Genomic DNA, 19206 nt, shown 5'->3' with positions numbered 1-19206 from the left:
AAATCAATCTGTTCCGTAGAAATTCTTACCGTCCATGTGGTTTCTGAAATGGAAGGTGCACGGGGAAATAAGGTATGATTACGATGTTAGTCAATTGAGCAGTTGCGGTATATTCTTTTCGAAGGGCTTGGAGGAGGGGGAATGTGATGCGGAATCAATTATCTTTGAAGATAGGACTGCTGTTCTTTGTGGTCATCGTCACTGTTGAACTCATCCTCTTCTCCATACTGTATACAAATCTGGTCAATGATCGTGTCAATGAAGTGATGGGGGATCTGCTGGCACGGGGCAACACCCATCGGGATGTGCTTCAGGAGAACTATACATCTACGACTCTGGATCATGTTGCCATAATGGAATCCGAATCCGACTTCATTGCGGTGATTACGGATCAAGAGGGATCGGTCATCACCAGTTCCAGTGCCATCGCACCGGAAATCAACACAGTCATCGACCATACGGATGAGGAACACATACCTGATGAGGGTATCATATTGGAGTCCGACTGGGCGGATGAGAAGTACGTCGCGACAGACAGTCCGATCATTATGGATGGAACGCACATCGGGCATGTCTTCATGTTTGCCGACAGTAACGACATCAAAGAGATCATCAGCAATCTCGGACGCCAGTTCCTGTTCATCGGACTGGTGACGGTCATATTGACCATCATTACGGTGATGGTGCTGTCCAGAGTGATCACCCAGCCGCTCGTCAGGATGAAGGAGGCTACAGAAGCATTGAATGGCGGCACCCATGAAGTGGCCCTCTCTACTGACCGTAAGGACGAACTTGGCGAGCTGGCAACGGCCATCACACGCCTGTCCCAGGACTTGAAGCGTGTGAAGAATGAAAGGAATGAGTTTCTGGCAAGCATCTCCCATGAGCTCAGGACCCCATTGACCTACCTTAAGGGATATGCCGATATCATAGGCAGGGGAAATGTGGCTGAAGAAGATCGGGCAAGGTACATCCGGATCATTCAGGAAGAGACGGCGCACCTTTCTGGCCTGGTACAGGGACTTTTCGAACTGGCCAAAATAGATCAGAATGAATTTGCCGTCGAGAAGGAGAAGATAATGTTTGATAATCTGATACAGAAGGTCGTGGAACGCATCTATCCGGCAGTCAAAGAAGGGGAAATAGAATTCTCCTATAACTGTCCAGATGATGTAGTCATAGCGGTCGATCCGGAACGGATCCAGCAGGTGCTGCTCAACATATTGGATAATGCCATCAAATATACGCCCCGCGGAAACCCGGTGCATCTGGAAGTGTTCCAGGATGACAGTGAAGTTCTGATAGTCATCTCAGATAGTGGGGAAGGCATCGCAGAAGAGGATCTGAAGTATATATTCGAGCGCCTCTATCGTGCAGAGAAGTCCAGGTCCCGCTCCAAGGGCGGCTCTGGTCTCGGCCTCACCATCGCTAAAGAAATCGTTGCTCTGCATAACGGCAGTATGGAAGTGGAAAGTAATATAGGCGAAGGGACCCGATTCAAAATAACTTTGCCGAAGGAGGATGCTCATGAAGAAGGTGCTGTTGATTGATGATGAAGCACGGATGCTGGAATTGCTGACGCTCTATCTGACCCCGTATGGCTATGAATGCAGAAAAGCTTTGGGGGCGAAGGAGGGGCTTGAATATATCAGGCAGGAGCGGTTTGATATTGTGCTGCTCGATATCATGATGCCGGATAAGGATGGTTGGCAGACGGCAAGGGAAATCCGTGAAAGCTCCGATGTGCCGATCATCATGGTGACGGCCCGTGAACAGAAGACGGATGTGGTCAAAGGGTTGAAACTCGGAGCGGACGACTATATCACGAAACCTTTCGATGAAGCGGAACTCATTGCGCGGATGGAAGCCCTGTTGAGGCGGGTGGAACCTGCGAGCCGTGTCGAAGTGGAGGGGCTCCTTTGGGATGAGGAACGGTTTGAACTGTCCTATGAAGGGCAGCCCATCAAGCTGACACCAAAGGAATTTTCACTCATCGGGCTGGTCATGAAGCACCCGGGCCGTGTCTATTCAAGGGAGCACCTGATCGACCTGGTATGGGGGATGCATTCGGAGACTGAAGGGCGCACCGTCGACTCCCATGTCAGGAACATCCGGGAGAAGATCAGGGAATCAGGATTCCCGATCGACAATCATTTCCATACAGTGTGGGGTATCGGATACAAGTGGGTGAAGCAGTAGATTCGAGACGTCTTCCACCAGTTATATTGGACCCCATCATCATGATGAATATCAAATATTTTTTAATCTGCACAATAACTGCATAAAACATGGGCATATACTTCAGAGAAATCTATTTTTGAGGTGAGGATAATGAGCGACTATAAAGAGAACAGCCTATCCCTGACAGGTGCAGTCGGCCTTGGTACAGGCGTGATGATCAGTGCCGGCATATTTGCACTGCTGGGTCAGATTGCAGCACTTGCCGGAACCTGGTTTCCGGTCATGTTCATCGTCGGGGGCATTGTGACGGGTTTCAGTGCCTATTCCTACATCAAGATGAGCAATGAGTATCCATCGGCTGGAGGCATCGGCATGTTTCTGGCGAAAGCATATGGCCAGGGCACCATCACCGCTTCTGCAGCGATGCTCATGGCCGTCTCCATGGTCATCAACCAGAGTCTCGTGGCGCGTACCTTCGGCACCTATACATTACAGATATTCGGCATGGATGCAACGAGCTATCTGGTGCCTGTGCTTGCAGTCGGCCTTCTGCTCTTTGCATTCCTGGTCAATATTTCCGGCAACAGCTTCATCCAGACGTTCACCTCGATCGTTTCCCTGCTTAAAATCCTCGGTCTTGTCACATTCGCTATGGGCGGGCTGTGGGTTGCCGGATTCTCCATCACACCGGCTGAAAGCAGTGGGGGCACAGAGGATGCCACAATCGCCAGCATCATTGCAGCTGTAGCCCTTACCATACTGTCATTCAAAGGATTTACGACGATCACGAACAGTGGTTCTGAGATCGTCAATCCAAACAAAAATGTCGGCCGGGCGATCGTCATATCGATTTCGATCAGCCTATTCGTCTATCTTCTGGTCGCATGGGCGGTATCCAGCAATCTGCCGCTCGACCAGATCATTGCAGCCAAGGACTATTCCCTTGCTGAAGCGGCCAGACCGGCATTCGGCGACTACGGTGTATGGTTCACCGTCGCCATCGCCATCATCGCGACAGTATCCGGCATCATTGCCAGCGTATTCGCCGTCTCCCGTATGCTTGCCATGCTGACGGACATGAAGCTGATTCCACACAAGCACTTCGGGATGCCCGGACGGATCCAGAAGCACACATTGGTATACACGATTGTACTTGCGATGGTGCTCGCGGTCATCTTCGACCTCAGCCGCATCGCCTCGGTCGGTGCCATACTCTATCTCGTGATGGACATGATCGTGCATTGGGGCGTGTTCAGACATCTGAGGGAGAAGGTCGATGCCAAGCCATGGATCCTCATTACAGCCTTGATCCTTGATGGGATCGTACTCGCTGCCTTCGTCTGGGTCAAGCTGATGAATGACTGGCTGATCGTTGCCGTGTCACTTATTTTCATCATCGTCATCTTCGTCGGGGAGTATGTATTCCTTAAAAACCGGGATGAGGGAGGAGGAGCACATGCGGACCATTATTGATTCAGGTGCCAATATAAATTTAAAAGGAAGGGAAATTGGGGGAGCCCCCAATTTCCCTTCCTTTTTTGATTTCCGTCCTATGCGAACTGTTTACACGCTTCCGCACATTTGAAGCATGCATCTGCACACTTCTGGCAATGGTCGTGGTCGTGCTTCTTACATTCGTTTCCGCATGCTTCGCAGACTTTTGCACATACGGCAGCCAGGTCTGAAGAGAATGGTGAGTTTCTGGTCAGAGACTGCTCCAGGAATGCACAGATATCTGCACACTCACGGTCCAGACGGATGCACTCCGCCATCATCTTCACATCTTCTTCCCTCAGGCAGGCGTCGTAGCAGTGGTTACAGGCTTCCAAACATTCATGCAGCGTCTGAATCAGTTGCTGGTTCTTTTCATGAGCCAATGTAAATCCCTCCCAATAGAATTGAATGCGCTTGCATTAATTGGATTCCCATCCATCTCTCGCATAAACCGATATTTTTAAACTCCACAGAAACTGCACAGAATTTTAATGTTTTCGATTGAAGGCCGGGAGCGGGGTGACAGATACGGCGTGTCTAATCAGTGGTTTCGCCTGCACCGAATAGGGAAGTTAGAGGATAAACATATCAAAAGGAGGGGACATTCGATGAAGGTGTGCGTGTTTGGCGGGAATGAAGATGTGGGCGGGTATATCCTGAAGCAGCTGAATGCAGCAGGATATGAAGCCGTGACCATGGCGGAAACTGAAAACAGTGCAGAAGAGCTGAAGATGCTCGGTGCAGCAGAGGTGATCATTTCTGAAGCGGGGGATTTTTCCAGAGCATTTGCAGGAGCGGATGCGATCATATACATTGCAGGCGCAAGCATCAATGCAGCTGAGAGCCAGGATGCTTTGGTCGACCATGATGCCGTGAGCGCTGCACTTGAGGAAGCGGAACGGGAGAAGGTGGGACGCTTCGTCTACTTGAGCGCCGTCCGCATGGATGAACCCGAGGAAACGAAGAAGACGGGTGGAAAGCACAAACCGGAAGAGTGGATGGAGGAGAGCGGTCTCAACTATACGGTAATCCGGACGTCGAAGGCGGTCAGCAAGCCTGGGAAGGGCACGATTGAAGCGGCAGAGACGGTTGATGGAGTGGATGCAGAGGTGCCTTATGAGGATATAGCTGCCGCTATTGTCGAATCACTCGACAACAAGAATACATTCAGGAAGACATTCGAAATGACTGCCGGGGAGACCGGCATCAAAGTGGCACTGGATGACTTGTAGAATATCAATGATGAAAAAGGAAGGGTGGTTCATATGGGAAAGATAACGAAATATCTGCCATCGGCGATCATGACCTCCTCGGTTGCGGCGCCGCTTGCCTATATGGCATACATGTATCAGAAGGATGACCGGCAGAAGCAGCACGCGATATTGCGCAATTTTCCTCTGCTCGGGCGGGTGCGGTATATATCGGAACATGTCGGGCCGGAATTGAGGCAGTATCTTTTTGCGGAAGACAATGAAGGGGAACCGTTCTCAAGACTCGAGTTCCAGAATGTGGTCAAGGCGGGAAAGTACAATGAACGGCTGCTGGGATTCGGTTCTGACCGTGACTTCAAGGAAGAGGGGTTCTTCATAAGGAACAGTCCGTTTCCGAAGCTGTCTTCAGAAATGCGGGTCGATAATACCCAGAAGACGAATACTTATAAGTACATCGTCGACAATGAGGGACTCTTCTCCCGTAAGGAGCATCGTGAGGAGTCACAAGCTGATCCGTACCTCCTGCGGGATGAGGACGCAATCGTGCTTGGTGAGGGCAGGTGCCGGCAGCCGTTCCATGTCAAAGGACAGGTAGGCATGTCCGGGATGAGCTATGGTGCCCTCGGTGAACGGGCGATCACTGCACTGTCGAGAGGGCTGTCGCTTGCCGGCGGTACATGGATGAATACCGGGGAAGGCGGGATATCCGATCATCACCTGGCCGGCAATGCGGACCTCATGATGCAGATTGGACCGGGACTTTTCGGCGTCCGCACGCCAGCAGGTGAATTCTCCTGGGATGCCTTCAGGGAAAAGGCGGAGCTGGAGCAGGTGAAGGCCTTTGAGATCAAGCTTGCCCAAGGGGCCAAGACCCGGGGCGGCCACCTTGAAGGAAAGAAGGTCACTGAAGAGATTGCCAGGATCCGATTGATCGAACCGGGGAAGACCGTCAACAGTCCGAACCGTTTCGTCGAATATGATTCCTTCCCGAAGCTGTTCGACTTCATCGAAGAACTGCGTGAAGTCGGCGGAAAACCGGTGGGGATGAAGATCGTGGTCGGTGACATTGAAAGCCTCGAAGAGATGGCCCAGGCCATGAAGGAGTCGGGTAAGGGACCGGACTTCATCACCATCGACGGCGGGGAAGGCGGAACAGGTGCGACGTATCAGGAACTTGCGGATTCCGTCGGTCTGCCGATCATGACCGCGCTGCCGATCGTCGATGAGCTGCTCCGTGCGTACGGTATCCGGGACCGCGTCAAACTGATCGCCTCCGGCAAGCTGATCACACCCGATAAGGCAGCCATCGCGCTTGCGATGGGGGCGGATCTCATCCATATCGCACGCGGTTTCATGATCAGCGTCGGCTGCATCATGGCCGAAGTCTGTCATACCAACACATGTCCGGTCGGGGTGGCGACGACCGACGATAAGCTACAGGAAGGCCTTATCGTGGATGAGAAGCTCTACCGCGTCACCAACTATGTCACCTCGATGCGTGCTGGACTGTTCAATGTAGCCGCCGCTGCCGGGGTCGATTCACCGACCAAGATCGAGCGGAAGCATATCGTCTATAAGGATGGACAGGGTCGCATTTCATCAGTGGAAAGCATGATGGAAAAGCTTCAAAAATAAGAATATATAAAATAATATTTAAGAGGGGGCCTTGAAAGGCCCCCCCTCTCCATGTAGATGGATGGGTATGGAAGGCAAAAATAAAAAATCAGATAATTTGTTATACTGGTAACATACCAAATAGTTACATACGGTAAATTGAATTGATGGTGAAGTCGCACAAAGTGGGAGCAACATGACTTGACGATGGGGAGAATGCGATTGTGCTATTGGTGGGGGATGACTGGAAACTCGCCACTCAAAATTTGAAGGTTGATTACAGGGGAGTGGGAAAAATGAAGGATATGGGTAAGTTTGCTCTAGCCGGCCTCATTGTAATGTCAGTGTTATCATTCACCAATTTTTTCGGAACAAGAATTGCGGGAGTGGCGGTCATTGTCGGAGTCATTTTCTTTTTTCTCCATAAAAGGAGGGAAGGGGAAACCAGTTCCAACAGTGGCCTGGATATAAAAGCCATAGGGCATGATCTGAAACAAAAGGGAATCTGGTTCTGGATCATCCTTCCGGTCATCATGAATGCATTGAGCATCGGCATTGCCCTGATTTTTCTGCCTGATTACCTCGAACATGTCGTTTCGAGGACAGAAGCCTTCCTTTCATGGAACTTATTGTTCCTGTTGATTTTGCAATTGGCTTTCTTCGCATTGGGTGAAGAGATTGCCTGGCGGGCTTTCTTTCAAAAGCAACTGGGCAAAATGATGCCGATCATTCCTGCAGTGCTGCTTACTTCGCTGCTGTTTTCATTTGGTCATATCGTCTTCGCCAGTCCATTTGTTGTAGTATACGATATCTTTTTCGTCTTCATCAACAGTGTTTTATATGGCATTGTCTTCTATAGGACTGATAATGCCTGGATCAGTGCAATCGCTCATTTCCTGGCTAATTTTTCTTCTGTCGTTTTCTTTCTATGGATCTATTGAAACCGGGACTTGATCTATAGAGAGTGATTTATATGTGTGATTTTCAAATTCATAAAGGAGGGGGTTTCTTGGAACAGGTGGTATTCCTCATCGCCCTCACATCATTTCTGCTTGCGCTCATATTTCTGGGCGTGAACATCATAAGGGTGGGCTTCATGCCGGCCCTTTCGATCAGGACACGACTGTCACAACTGGCATTGGTGTTTATGGGGATCTATGTAATCTTTCTGATTGCATTTCTCGTGATGATAAATTGATGTTCATTCAGCAGATTTTCTGCATGGAGAAAAAGAGGGGCAACGCGGCAATGATTTAAAAACTGGCCGGCATCCGATGATTGGATGCCGACCAGTTTTTTTTGCTACCTATTCTCCATATGCATTCCTTTGAAGTTTGCACTCGGTGCTGCGCCATTGGTACCATGCATACTCCTATACATGTTTTTCATCTGTTCCTTCGTCATTTCGGGATGCATCTCTTCCATCATATTCTTCGCCTGGCCAAAGTTGATGACAGCCTCCGAATCCATCATCCTGTCATGCATTTCTTCCATTTCCGATTGGTCGATACCTTCATGCGGCATTTCCGGTTGTCCGCTTTCTGCATTGACGTCCGTCATACCTACAGCAGCAATCATTCCAAATGCCAATGTGCCAATGATAAACTTTTTCATGTCCATCAGCTCCTTTTTGTTGATAGCTTCATTATAGGATGAAACTATCAAGAATTTGTGGAGAAACTATTGAGAAACATTGACATTGTTGGAGAGCTGCATTTCTTGAAGTGATTCCCAGAACTCCCTATGCTTTCGAACGATAACTGACATTGTGCGCCTGCAATGATTCATCCTTGCCGAAAAGAAAATGCTTTTCCATATTGGGAGAGTACTTGGAGTTGACCGTTTCCATTCCGACGGCTTCCGCAACGGAGCGGAGCATGGCAGGGGAGGCCCCGCAGCACAGTCCAATATAGTTGACGCCTATGTCTTTGGCGCTCTTTGCCCATTCGGCCAGCTCATACCGGTTATGGTAAAGCGGGTCGAGTGAAGTTGGGAAGGTCGTCTCGAGCGGCAGGTGGCAGCTGCATCCGCCGTCAGGCAGATTGAAGAAGGTCGGGTGTTCCTCTGTAGTCCGGTACGGAATCGGCAGTCCGCCCACGTAACCATCGACTGATGCCCGTATCTTTTCGAGATAGGGCTGCATGGTGGCCGGCCCGCGGAAGCAGTTCATGCCTACCACCAGCGCACCTTTTTCGGATAATATCCTGCAGGATTCCTCTACGGTAAAGCCGTCCCTCAATATGTTTTCTCCCATCAACCCCAGCGTGATGACAGCGGGTATGCCCTGTCTTTGGATTTCTTCGAGAGCGATCACTGCTTCCTCATGATAATAGAACGTCTCTCCATTGATGTAATCCACTTCTTCTTCCTTGCACCAGCGGACCATCTCCCTGAACATCCGCCTCACCTGATCTTTTGATTCGGGGTTGTCCGGATCAAAGATGTTCGTATTGGAAATGTTGCCTGCCACCAGTGCTTCTTCCGTAGGATGCTCCTTTGCCACTTCTTTTGCCAGTCGGATTGCATTTCTATTCAGAGGTTCCAGCAGCTCCTCCTTGCCGATGATCCGCATCTTCTCCCTGTGGGCGTTATATGTGAAGGCCAGGACGACATCGGAACCTGCATTCATGTAGTCGCGGTATGTCTGTTTGAGTGCCTCCGGATTATCCAGCGCCACTTCGGGTACGAATGAGCCTGCCTGCAGATATCCCCTGCGTTCCAATTCGAATAGATATCCTTCTCCTGCGATTACTGGACCGTCCTCGAGTCTTTCTTCCAAACTGCGTTTCATATGAATTCCCCCTCGAATTTAAAGAAAAGGTCTGTAATGAAGTCAACCTGATCTTTTGATTAGGACAAGTCTATCACAATATGCAGGGTATAAAATAATACCGATTATTCATGAGTGGATATAGCGTGAGACTATACCGGAAGGGATAAGATGAGTCCTCCTGAATAATATAAAAAAATCTATTTATTAATTTAAATATATAAAAAATATATAATGAATTTGAGATTAAATTTGGGGGCTTTACATATGGAGGAATCGAAGAAAATTTTAGAGAGTTTCATCCCGTTGGCGAAATCCAACGCAAAAATGTTCGGGCCAAACTGTGAGGTCGTCATTCATGATTTGACGCATCCGCAGAATTCAATGATGTTCACCGTCAATAATCATGTGACAGGAAGGGAAGTCGGGCAGTCTTTTGATCATCTGGTCAAGACAGTACTGCAGGATGAAGACTTCAAGGAGGACCACCTGTCGGGCTATACATTCACGACCGAAGATGGACGGCTGATCCGCTCCTCGACTTCTTTGATACGTGGTTCCGATAGGAAGGTCATCGGTGCCTATTGTGTGAACTTTGATGTCGACGCACTGAACCGGATGCAGGCGTTCATGGATGATTTCCTGCCTGCACAGGATGACCCCAGGTGGAAAAAGACGAGGCGGATGAGGACCTTGAAAATGTCGAGGAGATAGTCGACCAGCTGATCCAGCAGATCATTAAAACCAGTGTGCATCCGGCAATGAAGCGCCATGAGAAAGTCGAATTGATACGGTTCATGGAAGAAAAGGGCATCTTCCTGATGAAAGGTTCGGTTGAGAAGGTTGCTTCTCTGCTGGGCATCTCCAAAGTGACCGTCTACAGTTATCTGGATGAAATCAAAAATAAATGAAAATAGGAGTGTCATCATGAAGCAGATCTTTGAAGTGGGAAATTTAAAATCAAATGGACATTATGCCTTGGCGACCATACATGGAGATACCGTGTATATATCCGGACAGTTTGCGGTCGACCCGGAAACCCGGGAAAAGAAGTTCGGGCCAATTGAAGAGGAGACGCTGCAGGCACTCAAGAATGTGGAGGCTATTGTGGGAGCGGCCGGCAGTTCGAAAGCGCAGATTGTGCGCATGAACCTGTATATTCCGGATGTGAAGCTGTGGGATAAGGTGGACGGCGTCTACAAGGAATTCTTCGGCGGGCACAAACCTGCCCGTACTGTGATACCGACGAACGAACTTCATTTTGGCTTCAAAATTGAAGTGGATGCCATCGCATATATCTAAGTATATTTTTTTGCATGAGGCGTATAAAAAAGTCTAATTAATATAAAAGATTATTTGAAAGGGTTGAGAAATTTGGAACAGTTCATCTGCAGCTGCTGTGGTAGAAAGCACGAGATTACTCCAACGTTATGGAAATGTGAATGTGGAGGTGTACTGGATATAGCGAAGGGAACCCCCAAGATTGATGTTGCAGCCTGGAATGCCTATCCGGACTCGTTATGGCGCTATTTTGAAACCATGCCCTTCAAAAAGGATTCGAGGACATGGGAAGGCGTCACGATGGGAGAAGGCCAATCACCTCTAATTGTCCTGGATTCTGAAACCCCAAATTCATATGTGAAAGTCGACTATATGATGCCGACGTTATCCTTCAAGGATCGGGGCGCAGCGGTTCTGATGACACTGGCCAAAGAGTTGGGTGTGAAAAAGGTGATTGCCGACAGCAGCGGCAATGCAGGCACAGCAATCGCAGCCTATGCAGCACGCTGCAATATCGCCTGTGACATCTACTTGCGTGATACAACATCACCGAAGAAGATCGATCAGGTGAAGGCACATGGGGCCACAATCAAGGCGGTCCATGGCACCCGTGAGGACATTGCCGCGGCAGCCCAACGGGCTGTGGATGAAGAGGGGGTCTTCTACGCCAGTCATGTGTACAATCCTTATTTCTATGAAGGGACAAAGACATACGCCTACGAAATCTACGAACAGCTGAACGGCGCGCCCGATTCAGTTATTGTTCCGGTGGGGAATGGGACGCTGCTTCTCGGTGTCTATTACGGCTTTAAAGAGCTTTATGAAAATGATTTGATTGAGAAGATGCCGAAGATCGTCGCCATCCAGGCGAAGCACTGTGCGCCCCTGGCTGCGGCTTATCAGAATGGTGAAGAAACCGCACAGGCTGTCGTCAATGAAGGGACGCTGGCGGAAGGGATTGCCATCGCTGCACCAGCGCGATCCAGACAGATTCTTGAAGCTGTAAGGAATACGAATGGTACATTCATTGAAATTGAAGAGGATGAAATCCTCGATGCCCGGGCTGAACTGAGCGGAAAAGGATTCTATGTCGAAGTGACATCAGCAGTCAACTATGCCGGCTACCTCAAGCATGAAAAACATCCGGACGAAAAAATAATCATCCCACTCTGTGGTGCGGGCATCAAATCGAAATAGGTTCGAGAAGTTAAGACATTAAATGAAAGGTGGATTCAGGGCAACTGATCAGCGAGTTATGGAAGCTTATAAGTAACCTCCCCATGTGCGTTCAGGAACTCCATCCTGGGCTCATCATTCTCATCTATGACCATCCGGATCCGATCCTTCCCTTTTGAATCCATAAGCTTCATGGATACATCACCATTTTGGGATTTACCCATGAAGGCACGTGGTGCGTTGCCTTTATACAATGCTTTATACGCGGTCTCTTTCTCCTCATCGCTCATATCAGATGATTCAATCTCACGATGTGCTTTGACGATATGTGAAAGTGGCCGATTGGGTCTATCAAAAACGGAAAATCCGTATTGGGTCTGTCCTTTTTCCTCTATGTAGCTCATCTGTACCACTTGATCCTGCCTGTACTCATCGAAGGTAAGGGAAGCGGTCATTGATGGGTTGCCATCTTCATCCTCTTCACTGCCAGAGATCAACCCGCCACATTTCTCTTCCCTTCCATAGAGAAAGCATAATTTTCTTATACAAAAAACTACTTCTAATTTTTGAAAGATTTTATTAATAACCATATTGGAGATATCAAATAGGCAACAATCATTGAATAACTAGCAATAATAGCATTCCAATCTTTAGTCTTTTCTCCAAGCTCTGTACTAACTGGAGTTAGTGTGAAGATAGAAATAAAAAAATATATTGTTAGTATGACAAAGGGGAAACTAAGAATATCTTGATTAAGTATGGCATTAACAATTGTAATATAAAAAATAAAGAAGAAAATGCCAACCAATATATTAAGAAAATATGTGGCTTTTTCATTCATAATTTAAAAACTCCTATCGGATTATCCTTTCTGTGTCCCGGCATGATATCTTGACCATCTAAAATCACTGGTGGGATATTCTCCTGATTGAAAAGCGTCATTTTGATTTTGCCGTTGCTGTCGACAATATTAAGTTTCTCAACATCAAGCTCTGTGAACTTTTTCTTCTTCAATGAACAGCACTCCTTTTGATTTATGTGAAATGGGAAATCACGAGATAAAAAATCAGAAAATTTGTTATACTGTTACCATACCAAATAATTACACCCAGAAAAATAAATTGAGGATGGATTCAGTCGAAGTGGCAGCAGGAGGACAATACTATGAAGTAAGAATACGACTGTTCCATGTGTCGAGTGAGATGACGATTGAAAATTCCTTTTTCTCATCACATATCTCGTAATGATAAATTAGGAGTCATCCTTTAGACAGTACCCATGCCAATAAAGAAGAGGAGGGAGCGACATCCATGATTCTGCATACCGACGTTTCAGGTGAAGGAGAGCCTGTCGTTTTTCTGCATACCGGGCTCCAGACAGGAGAAACTGAACTTGAAATACAGAAAGAATACTTTAATCAAGATAATCTGGTCATTCTCCCCGACCTTCGCGGCCATGGAAAATCCGTCGCGGAAGATTTTACAGACTACTTCGCCCAAACAGCCATCGATCTATCTGAAACAATGGATGATTTAAAGATCCAGTCGGCACACATTGCAGGGTGTTCACTCGGTGGATTGACAGCGCTGATGTTTGCCAAGGAATATCCTGAAAAAACGAAGAGCCTGACACTCTCCGGCATCATGGCGGAAAAGCCGTCAAACTGGGAGGAACTGAACCGTCTGGATGTGGAAAATGAAGAGAAGATGCTGGAGCATCCGGATACGGCTGCCTACTTTGATCGTCTCCACGAAGGGAACTGGCGGGAACTATTACGGCTGACACAGGAGGAGAGTTGGTATCCATTCGATGAGACGGCGGACCTCTCCATGCTCGATATGCCCGTCCTGTATATAGTGGGGGAGCAGAATATGCATGAAGTGAAGGGGACCATCAGATATCCAAAAATGAATCCCAACATCCATGTTGCGACAATTCCTTTCGCGGGGCATGTTGTACACCTTGACCAGCCGGAGATCTACAACAAGATGCTCGAAATATTCATATCACAGGTGCGGAATTGAAAATCGGTCAGGATGCGATGCTTGAAGAATATTTAAACGGTAGGGAGCAGTGGTGATGATCAAAATAAACAGTGTCAACTGGATTGATCTTGAGCAGGGAAAGATTGAAGTGAGGGATGTCGAAATTCCGTCAGGAACCGATGCAGTGATTGATGGGGCAGGCAAGTACATGATGCCCGGGCTGGTCGACATGCATACCCATATTTCGCCGCTCAGTGCGAAACACTATTTGGCCAGCGGTGTCACTTCTGTCCGTAATACAGGAGGCAACTATGAACTCATCCAGGTGGTCGATGATGTGGCTCCAAATACATACGCAACATACCGTTTCATCGATGGGGACCCAGGTCTATGGGGCCCGACGTCCTATGGCACCGTGTCCACCAATGATAGGGGTACAGCTGTTGAGGCTGTTGAAGAACTCCATGCTCAGGGGGCGAAGTTCATTAAAGTCTACGGGAATATTCAGGCGGATGTTCTAGAAGCAGTGGTCGAAAAGGGGGAGGCACTCGGGTTGGAGGTTGCAGCCGATCTGCTGCACACGAAGTCCATCGACGCTATGAAGGCGGCAGAGTACGGAGTGAAGTGGCTCGAACATGCATCGAGCATCATCCAGCACCTGTTCCCCGGCTACCATACGCAGCTTTCAGATGAAGATTTCGCTGCCATCGCTGGAAAACCTATGGATGAGGACAAATTGAAAGATCTGCTGCTTTATCTGATGGATAAAGGAGTGAAGATTGGACCGACATTGACGCTGTATCGTCATTTGGCTGAGGGGCGGGTATTCAACCCGCCTGAACTAGATGCCTCCCGTCAGATGAAACTGTTGGGGTCGGATGAAATGTTATCCATTGATGCACAGTTCCGTTCTATCGATGATCAGATTAGTAAGGAGTTCCGGAAACGCCAGAAATGGGAGCATGAGCAGGTGAAGCGGATCACCGAAAAGTACCTCGAAATGGGCGGGGAAGTATATATCGGTACCGACGCCCCGGCAGGCACATGGGTATATCCTGGTCTCAGCATGGTTGAAGAGCTGAATGCGTTCAGGGACTTTAGTCTCGACAACTTTGAAATACTTAAGAAGGCGACCATTGAAGCAAAGAAAGTGATTGGTGAAGATGAAGGGTATATTTTGCTCAACAATAATCCCATCGAGTGCCTGCAAAACATACTCGACATCGATACCGTATTTGTCGCAGGCAAAGTGTTTACCTGGGAGGAAATCACAGAACATCAGGTCGATGGAGACGGCATGAGGGAAGTCTTTGAATCACTTGAGGCAAAATATAATTAGGGATGGACTGAAGAGAAGGGGTCATCCTTAAAAATCCATGCGGATTGGAGCATCCATATGAAACCAAAAGTCCTATTGGTGGGCACCTATCACTTCGCATCAAAACTCGATATGGTGAGCCACGAAGATACTTTTGACGAAGAGAACGACCAGGATCAGATACAGGCACTGACAGATATACTCGCTCGCTTCAAACCGACTGCCCTGGCGGTGGAAATCACCAAGGATAAGCAAAAGCATCTGAATGATGAGTACAGATCATATTTGTCCGGGACATTTTCACTTGAAGCCAATGAAGTCCATCAAGTCATGTATCAGTTGGGGGAACGATTGGGATTGGCTGAAATCAATGCCGTGGACTGGATGGATTCGGTGGGCAACAGAGGTATGGGCGATGTGGTCGAGTGGGCAAAAGTCCATCAGCCGGATACATATGAAGCGGTCTATAACATGTTCGTGGAAAGTGATCGCATTGAAGATGACAATACAATCATAGAGAACCTTAGGCTGATCAATGACGAAGAGAACATCCGTGAAAATCACCAGGCTTATATGAAGTTGGCACAAATTGGTGTGGGGACGGAGTATGTAGGCATAGACTGGATGCGATGGTGGTATCAGCGCAACCTGATCATCTATAAGAATGTCATGGAACTGGTCGAGGGCGGCCATGATAGGGTACTGCTTTATATAGGCGCCGCACATCTCCACCTTCTGAAACAGTTTCTGACGGAGTCTGGAGAAGTGGAAGTTGTCTCTTTCAATGGATTTTAACAGGAGGGGTTCAAATGGAGTTGATAGTTTTCCTGCTCATTTTTGGTCTTGTCCTCTTTGGCTATAACCGACTGATGGGATATAGGAAGGGGCAGATTGTTCTGGATCTGGAGGAGCGGTATACCGACCAGTCGAAGTATGTGGAAGCGGTAAAGCATGAGCTGGTTAAAGAGGGAAGAAGTGTAGAATATCAAGGAAAAGGAAGATTCCTGGTCGACGATCAGACTTATATTCTAATCGAGCGGAATGACTCCATGGGCGGAGGCATGATCCAGATGACCATATTGAAGCCTGAAAAATGATTTTCATTACAACGAGGTGATATAGCATGGACAGTGGTCTTATACGGTTGGCAATACCTACAGATGAGGAGGCAATAGAATATCTGACCTCCCTAAGGGGCGAGGATAATTTGAAAGTGACGCCGCTGATGGCGAAGTCCCTCTATCCTGATAAAGTCAAAAGTAATCGTCATTTTACATGTGCAACTAAAGGGTGCGATGCACCAATCACTTGCCGTTCAATTAAAGAAACGCATGTCAATCAGCCGACATTTGTAAATCAGTCAAGAGTGGTCAACCTACATTCAAAACATTGCCGTCATCATCCGGATAATAAAGTGGAGGACAGGAAGGAAAGGCCTGAAGAAAGCTATGCAGAACACTTCGACAGCGGCAGAACTATTTCAGGAATATCCAGAGTGAATGGGTTTGTCCCCCTCACTCCACTGAAGCAAAAGGCTGTTGACCAGAAGCAGCGCAGAAAAACGCTTCTGATGCCGGAGGTTAAGAAAGAAGGGGAGTCCAGAGAGAAGAAGGGAGTTGTCCACAGGCTGAGGACGCTCCAACAACATGCCGAACTCTTTGCAGATGACCCGGACTTCAGAGTGATCAATCAAAGTGCAGGCGGTGACATCCCCATCAGGGAAATGTTTGAAATATCCGCAGCAATGTGTTCTATGAAGACATGCTGGATAAGGAAAAGGTGATGATCTATACAGGGAGGGCCTATTTATCGGAGACAAGTAATGATAAAGTCATTGCCGTGCGCTTCAAGGATAAGATTGAAGTAGAAGGACACGCGTACCGGCCATCCATGATCATTTCCAGGGACTATTTCATGGAGGAGTATGAGGATATCTATGAAGCCTTCATCAATGGAAACCAGTATGAATTTGACGTCTTCACCACGTTGCCTTTCTTCATGAATGGGAAGTACCTCAATTTCTCTTCTTACAGAACTCATGAGCAGGTCCACCCATTTGGTGAGGAGCTCTACAGCAATTTCTATATCAGATAGAATAGGTGCTTTGGACCAGGTAGATATAATCTTCGATTTGAATTAAATGCTGGATAAAGTGGGGGGGAGTTTTAATGAAGAATGGGATAGTGAGCATTTTTGGGGTTGTGTCTGTGTTAATCCCGCTCATCTTATCAATACTCATTTTGAACTTCTTTCTCGAAATTGTGCCAAATGAAAAAATCCAAGGCTTACCTCTGATTCTGCCACTATTTCTATGCCCTATAGGCGCAGTTGTTGGAGTTGTGGGATATAGATATCGAAAGGATCAAATATCAAGAATTGGCATTATTTCTAATATCATTTTATTTTTGTTTCCAATCGCCTACAATATTTTTGCCACACTAATATTTGGTGTGTAAAGAAAAACCAAAGCTGCTCCGTTCATTTCCTGATATGAATATTAGAGTGCTTGCGGTGCACACGATAATTTTTTCAACGCGCCACTTTTTCAAGTAATATTTGAAGAGAGAGAACAATCCATATACTCCGGTATAATTTTTAGCATGTTGAAAACTTAAGGGGTGAAATAATGGATAATAGATCTAAGTATCTCATCATTATTATTATTGTTGTTGGTCTTGGTTTGGGTCTGCTTGGTTATTTCGGTTTCATGGAGTTCATAAAGAACTTTCCGATGAATTGAATGGCAGTAAATTGATCAGGATACTCATATAGTACTAAATCATCAAAGGGGTTTATCAAATGAAGAAGGGGTTCTTAAAAGCAATGGGTTCTTTACTGGTCACTACATCAATATTGATTGGATGTAGTAGTGATGCCGAAGAGCCCAAAGATAGTTCTGCCGATTACTATGAATTGGATAATGACATTGAGGATATCGGAGACATCTTAGGGGAACATGACATTGTCATACTCGGTGAAAGTACGCATTGGTCATCTGAAATCGCGAAACAAAAAGTAGATCTCATAGATTACTTAGCAGAGGAACATGGCTTCAATAAGTTATTTTTGGAGACGGGTGATTCAGAATTCAACTATTATAAAGAGAGCGGTTTGCCGATTATTGAAGGCGTCAATCATCTATATCAACAAGAAATGTTTGAAAAATATTGGGATGGAAAAACTGAGGGCATCAGAGCATTGCCCATGGACTGGTCACCTAATTTTACAGATAACAGGTCTACCTCGATCTCCGTGCTAGAAAAAAACATCGTGGATGAAATTTCTGAATACGACCTTGAGCTTGCAGAAGAATTTAAGCGTTCGGAGTTCGCTCTACGCGACTGGTTTTCTAAAGGTGTGCATCAAGGCAAAAAAGTGGGATATTTCGAACGGCCTACAGATATATATGAAGATATTACAAGCCAGTCTTTCTTTGGGGATTTAACTTCAGAAACAAAAAACTATATCCTTTCAAGACAGGATAATATTGAAAAGTACTATTCAAAGATCAGCTTTGAGGACGGGGCCGCCAGTTACAACGATTATCGGGAAATCGGCATGTCGGAAAAGGTGCTTGAGCAGATGGAGAGTAATGATAAAGCTATCGTGTGGGTGGCAAACCTCCATTCGAATTATGATGTGACATCCATAGAATATACGAATGAGACATACGTCGAAGACAAAATGAATGAGCGTGTTGAATCACTTGGGGCATTGCTTCGAGAGAGTGAACATAGTGTTTACAATGTAGGTCTATTTCATAATGAAGCCGACAATTATGAACTCCTGCCTGAGGATTATGCAACCCCGAGAAGCGAAGCAGATGAGACTTTGGAAGGCTATATCGGAAATCGCGTCCAAAAAAATGTATTTATCGATTTTGCCACCAGCGATTTTATTGAAGAAAATCAGTATACGGTTTATTGGGCGGGATATTACGACTATAGAATGGTGCCTCAGGAACAATTTGACGGCCTGATCTACATAGATCATATTAAAGAATGATGGATAAATGATAAATAATAATAGTGAAGGTTCCTGCTTATTCAAGCTGCTTTAGGCAAGAGCAGGAGACAGTCATATACACTACAATAAAAAACCTCCATAAAACACTCGTAAGAGTGCTAGGAGGTATGAAGATGAAGTCATTGTTTATCAATGGCTTCATCATTTATT

General features: G+C 46.9%; 23 protein-coding genes and 1 pseudogene. 18 read left to right on the top strand and 6 right to left on the bottom strand.

What is annotated here, in order from left to right; all coding sequences use genetic code 11:
• The first annotated feature begins 146 nt into the window (after positions 1 to 146).
• The 3 genes from EDC33_RS10370 to EDC33_RS10360 all read left to right on the top strand — a co-directional run bounded on the left by EDC33_RS10370 (position 147) and on the right by EDC33_RS10360 (position 3654).
• On the top strand, positions 147 to 1550 hold the full coding sequence (locus EDC33_RS10370) for a sensor histidine kinase (protein ID WP_124011121.1): 1404 nt from the start codon (positions 147 to 149) through the stop codon (positions 1548 to 1550).
• Positions 1528 to 2199 carry a response regulator transcription factor gene (locus EDC33_RS10365; protein WP_170156403.1) on the top strand — a complete coding sequence of 224 codons (672 nt, stop codon included), beginning with the start codon at positions 1528 to 1530 and terminating at the stop codon, positions 2197 to 2199. Before EDC33_RS10370 ends, EDC33_RS10365 begins: the two co-directional genes overlap by 23 nt.
• Before the next feature lie 132 nt (positions 2200 to 2331).
• Entirely contained in the window at positions 2332 to 3654 is a 1323-nt protein-coding gene (locus EDC33_RS10360) for an APC family permease (protein WP_124011120.1), read from the top strand.
• 77 nt (positions 3655 to 3731) lie between these two features.
• Here EDC33_RS10360 and EDC33_RS10355 read toward each other — a convergent pair whose 3' ends face one another.
• Entirely contained in the window at positions 3732 to 4058 is a 327-nt protein-coding gene (locus tag EDC33_RS10355; RefSeq protein ID WP_124011119.1) for a four-helix bundle copper-binding protein, read from the bottom strand.
• Between the two features lie 225 nt (positions 4059 to 4283).
• Here EDC33_RS10355 and EDC33_RS10350 point away from each other — a divergent pair, with 225 nt between their 5' ends.
• The 4 genes from EDC33_RS10350 to EDC33_RS10335 all read left to right on the top strand — a co-directional run bounded on the left by EDC33_RS10350 (position 4284) and on the right by EDC33_RS10335 (position 7698).
• On the top strand, positions 4284 to 4907 hold the full coding sequence (locus tag EDC33_RS10350; RefSeq protein WP_094906878.1) for an NAD(P)H-binding protein: 624 nt from the start codon (positions 4284 to 4286) through the stop codon (positions 4905 to 4907).
• A gap of 33 nt (positions 4908 to 4940) precedes the next feature.
• Positions 4941 to 6521 (top strand): FMN-binding glutamate synthase family protein, encoded by a 1581-nt coding sequence (locus EDC33_RS10345; RefSeq protein ID WP_094906877.1) that lies wholly within the window; start codon positions 4941 to 4943, stop codon positions 6519 to 6521.
• A gap of 203 nt (positions 6522 to 6724) precedes the next feature.
• Positions 6725 to 7441, top strand: coding sequence for a CPBP family intramembrane glutamic endopeptidase (locus tag EDC33_RS10340; RefSeq protein ID WP_124011118.1), 717 nt, complete (start codon positions 6725 to 6727; stop codon positions 7439 to 7441).
• 68 nt (positions 7442 to 7509) lie between these two features.
• A complete protein-coding gene (locus EDC33_RS10335; protein WP_124011117.1) occupies positions 7510 to 7698 on the top strand; it encodes a hypothetical protein in 189 nt (62 codons plus the stop codon).
• 104 nt (positions 7699 to 7802) lie between these two features.
• On the opposite strand, the gene EDC33_RS10330 is transcribed toward EDC33_RS10335, so the two are convergent.
• Complete coding sequence (locus EDC33_RS10330) at positions 7803 to 8114, bottom strand: hypothetical protein (protein ID WP_124011116.1); 312 nt, start codon at positions 8112 to 8114, stop codon at positions 7803 to 7805.
• A gap of 127 nt (positions 8115 to 8241) precedes the next feature.
• On the bottom strand, positions 8242 to 9291 hold the full coding sequence (locus tag EDC33_RS10325) for a homocysteine S-methyltransferase family protein (RefSeq protein WP_124011115.1): 1050 nt from the start codon (positions 9289 to 9291) through the stop codon (positions 8242 to 8244).
• Positions 9292 to 9537: 246 nt separating this feature from the next.
• Here EDC33_RS10325 and EDC33_RS10320 point away from each other — a divergent pair.
• From EDC33_RS10320 to EDC33_RS10310, 3 genes and pseudogenes are all read left to right on the top strand, one after another.
• Positions 9538 to 10181, top strand: a pseudogene (locus EDC33_RS10320) (helix-turn-helix transcriptional regulator).
• Positions 10182 to 10197: 16 nt separating this feature from the next.
• Positions 10198 to 10572: a RidA family protein gene (locus EDC33_RS10315; protein WP_124011114.1), complete on the top strand. Its 375-nt coding sequence runs from the start codon at positions 10198 to 10200 to the stop codon at positions 10570 to 10572.
• A gap of 72 nt (positions 10573 to 10644) precedes the next feature.
• Positions 10645 to 11748, top strand: coding sequence for a threonine synthase (locus tag EDC33_RS10310; RefSeq protein ID WP_124011113.1), 1104 nt, complete (start codon positions 10645 to 10647; stop codon positions 11746 to 11748).
• A gap of 56 nt (positions 11749 to 11804) precedes the next feature.
• Here EDC33_RS10310 and EDC33_RS10305 read toward each other — a convergent pair whose 3' ends face one another.
• The 3 genes from EDC33_RS10305 to EDC33_RS12685 are packed head-to-tail and all read right to left on the bottom strand — an operon-like array spanning position 11805 to position 12741.
• Entirely contained in the window at positions 11805 to 12317 is a 513-nt protein-coding gene (locus EDC33_RS10305; RefSeq protein ID WP_124011112.1) for a hypothetical protein, read from the bottom strand.
• A complete protein-coding gene (locus EDC33_RS10300) occupies positions 12287 to 12568 on the bottom strand; it encodes a hypothetical protein (protein ID WP_031546344.1) in 282 nt (93 codons plus the stop codon). Before EDC33_RS10300 ends, EDC33_RS10305 begins: the two co-directional genes overlap by 31 nt.
• Positions 12565 to 12741 carry a hypothetical protein gene (locus tag EDC33_RS12685; RefSeq protein ID WP_170156390.1) on the bottom strand — a complete coding sequence of 59 codons (177 nt, stop codon included), beginning with the start codon at positions 12739 to 12741 and terminating at the stop codon, positions 12565 to 12567. The genes EDC33_RS10300 and EDC33_RS12685 overlap by 4 nt, the downstream gene beginning before the upstream one ends.
• Before the next feature lie 296 nt (positions 12742 to 13037).
• Here EDC33_RS12685 and EDC33_RS10295 point away from each other — a divergent pair, with 296 nt between their 5' ends.
• From EDC33_RS10295 to EDC33_RS10260, 8 genes are all read left to right on the top strand, one after another.
• Positions 13038 to 13751, top strand: a complete 714-nt coding sequence (locus EDC33_RS10295) for an alpha/beta fold hydrolase (protein WP_124011111.1) — start codon at positions 13038 to 13040, stop codon at positions 13749 to 13751.
• 55 nt (positions 13752 to 13806) lie between these two features.
• Positions 13807 to 15051 (top strand): amidohydrolase family protein, encoded by a 1245-nt coding sequence (locus EDC33_RS10290; RefSeq protein WP_124011110.1) that lies wholly within the window; start codon positions 13807 to 13809, stop codon positions 15049 to 15051.
• A 57-nt stretch (positions 15052 to 15108) separates the two neighbouring features.
• Entirely contained in the window at positions 15109 to 15825 is a 717-nt protein-coding gene (locus EDC33_RS10285; protein ID WP_124011109.1) for a DUF5694 domain-containing protein, read from the top strand.
• Positions 15826 to 15839: 14 nt separating this feature from the next.
• The gene (locus EDC33_RS10280) at positions 15840 to 16127 is read left to right on the top strand and encodes a hypothetical protein (protein ID WP_124011108.1); all 288 of its coding nucleotides are present in this window, start codon (positions 15840 to 15842) and stop codon (positions 16125 to 16127) included.
• 26 nt (positions 16128 to 16153) lie between these two features.
• Positions 16154 to 16813, top strand: a complete 660-nt coding sequence (locus EDC33_RS10275; RefSeq protein ID WP_124011107.1) for a hypothetical protein — start codon at positions 16154 to 16156, stop codon at positions 16811 to 16813.
• Positions 16813 to 17124: a hypothetical protein gene (locus EDC33_RS10270; protein ID WP_148087056.1), complete on the top strand. Its 312-nt coding sequence runs from the start codon at positions 16813 to 16815 to the stop codon at positions 17122 to 17124. Before EDC33_RS10275 ends, EDC33_RS10270 begins: the two co-directional genes overlap by 1 nt.
• 74 nt (positions 17125 to 17198) lie before the next feature.
• On the top strand, positions 17199 to 17486 hold the full coding sequence (locus tag EDC33_RS10265; protein WP_124011105.1) for a hypothetical protein: 288 nt from the start codon (positions 17199 to 17201) through the stop codon (positions 17484 to 17486).
• Positions 17487 to 17829: 343 nt separating this feature from the next.
• Complete coding sequence (locus EDC33_RS10260) at positions 17830 to 19035, top strand: erythromycin esterase family protein (protein ID WP_124011104.1); 1206 nt, start codon at positions 17830 to 17832, stop codon at positions 19033 to 19035.
• Positions 19036 to 19206: the final 171 nt, after the last annotated feature.

The organism is Salinicoccus roseus (assembly GCF_003814515.1).
Taxonomy (GTDB): Bacteria; Bacillota; Bacilli; order Staphylococcales; family Salinicoccaceae; genus Salinicoccus; species Salinicoccus roseus.
The sequence above is the reverse complement of the archived record's forward strand: the minus strand, read 5'-3'. Positions and strand labels throughout refer to the sequence as shown.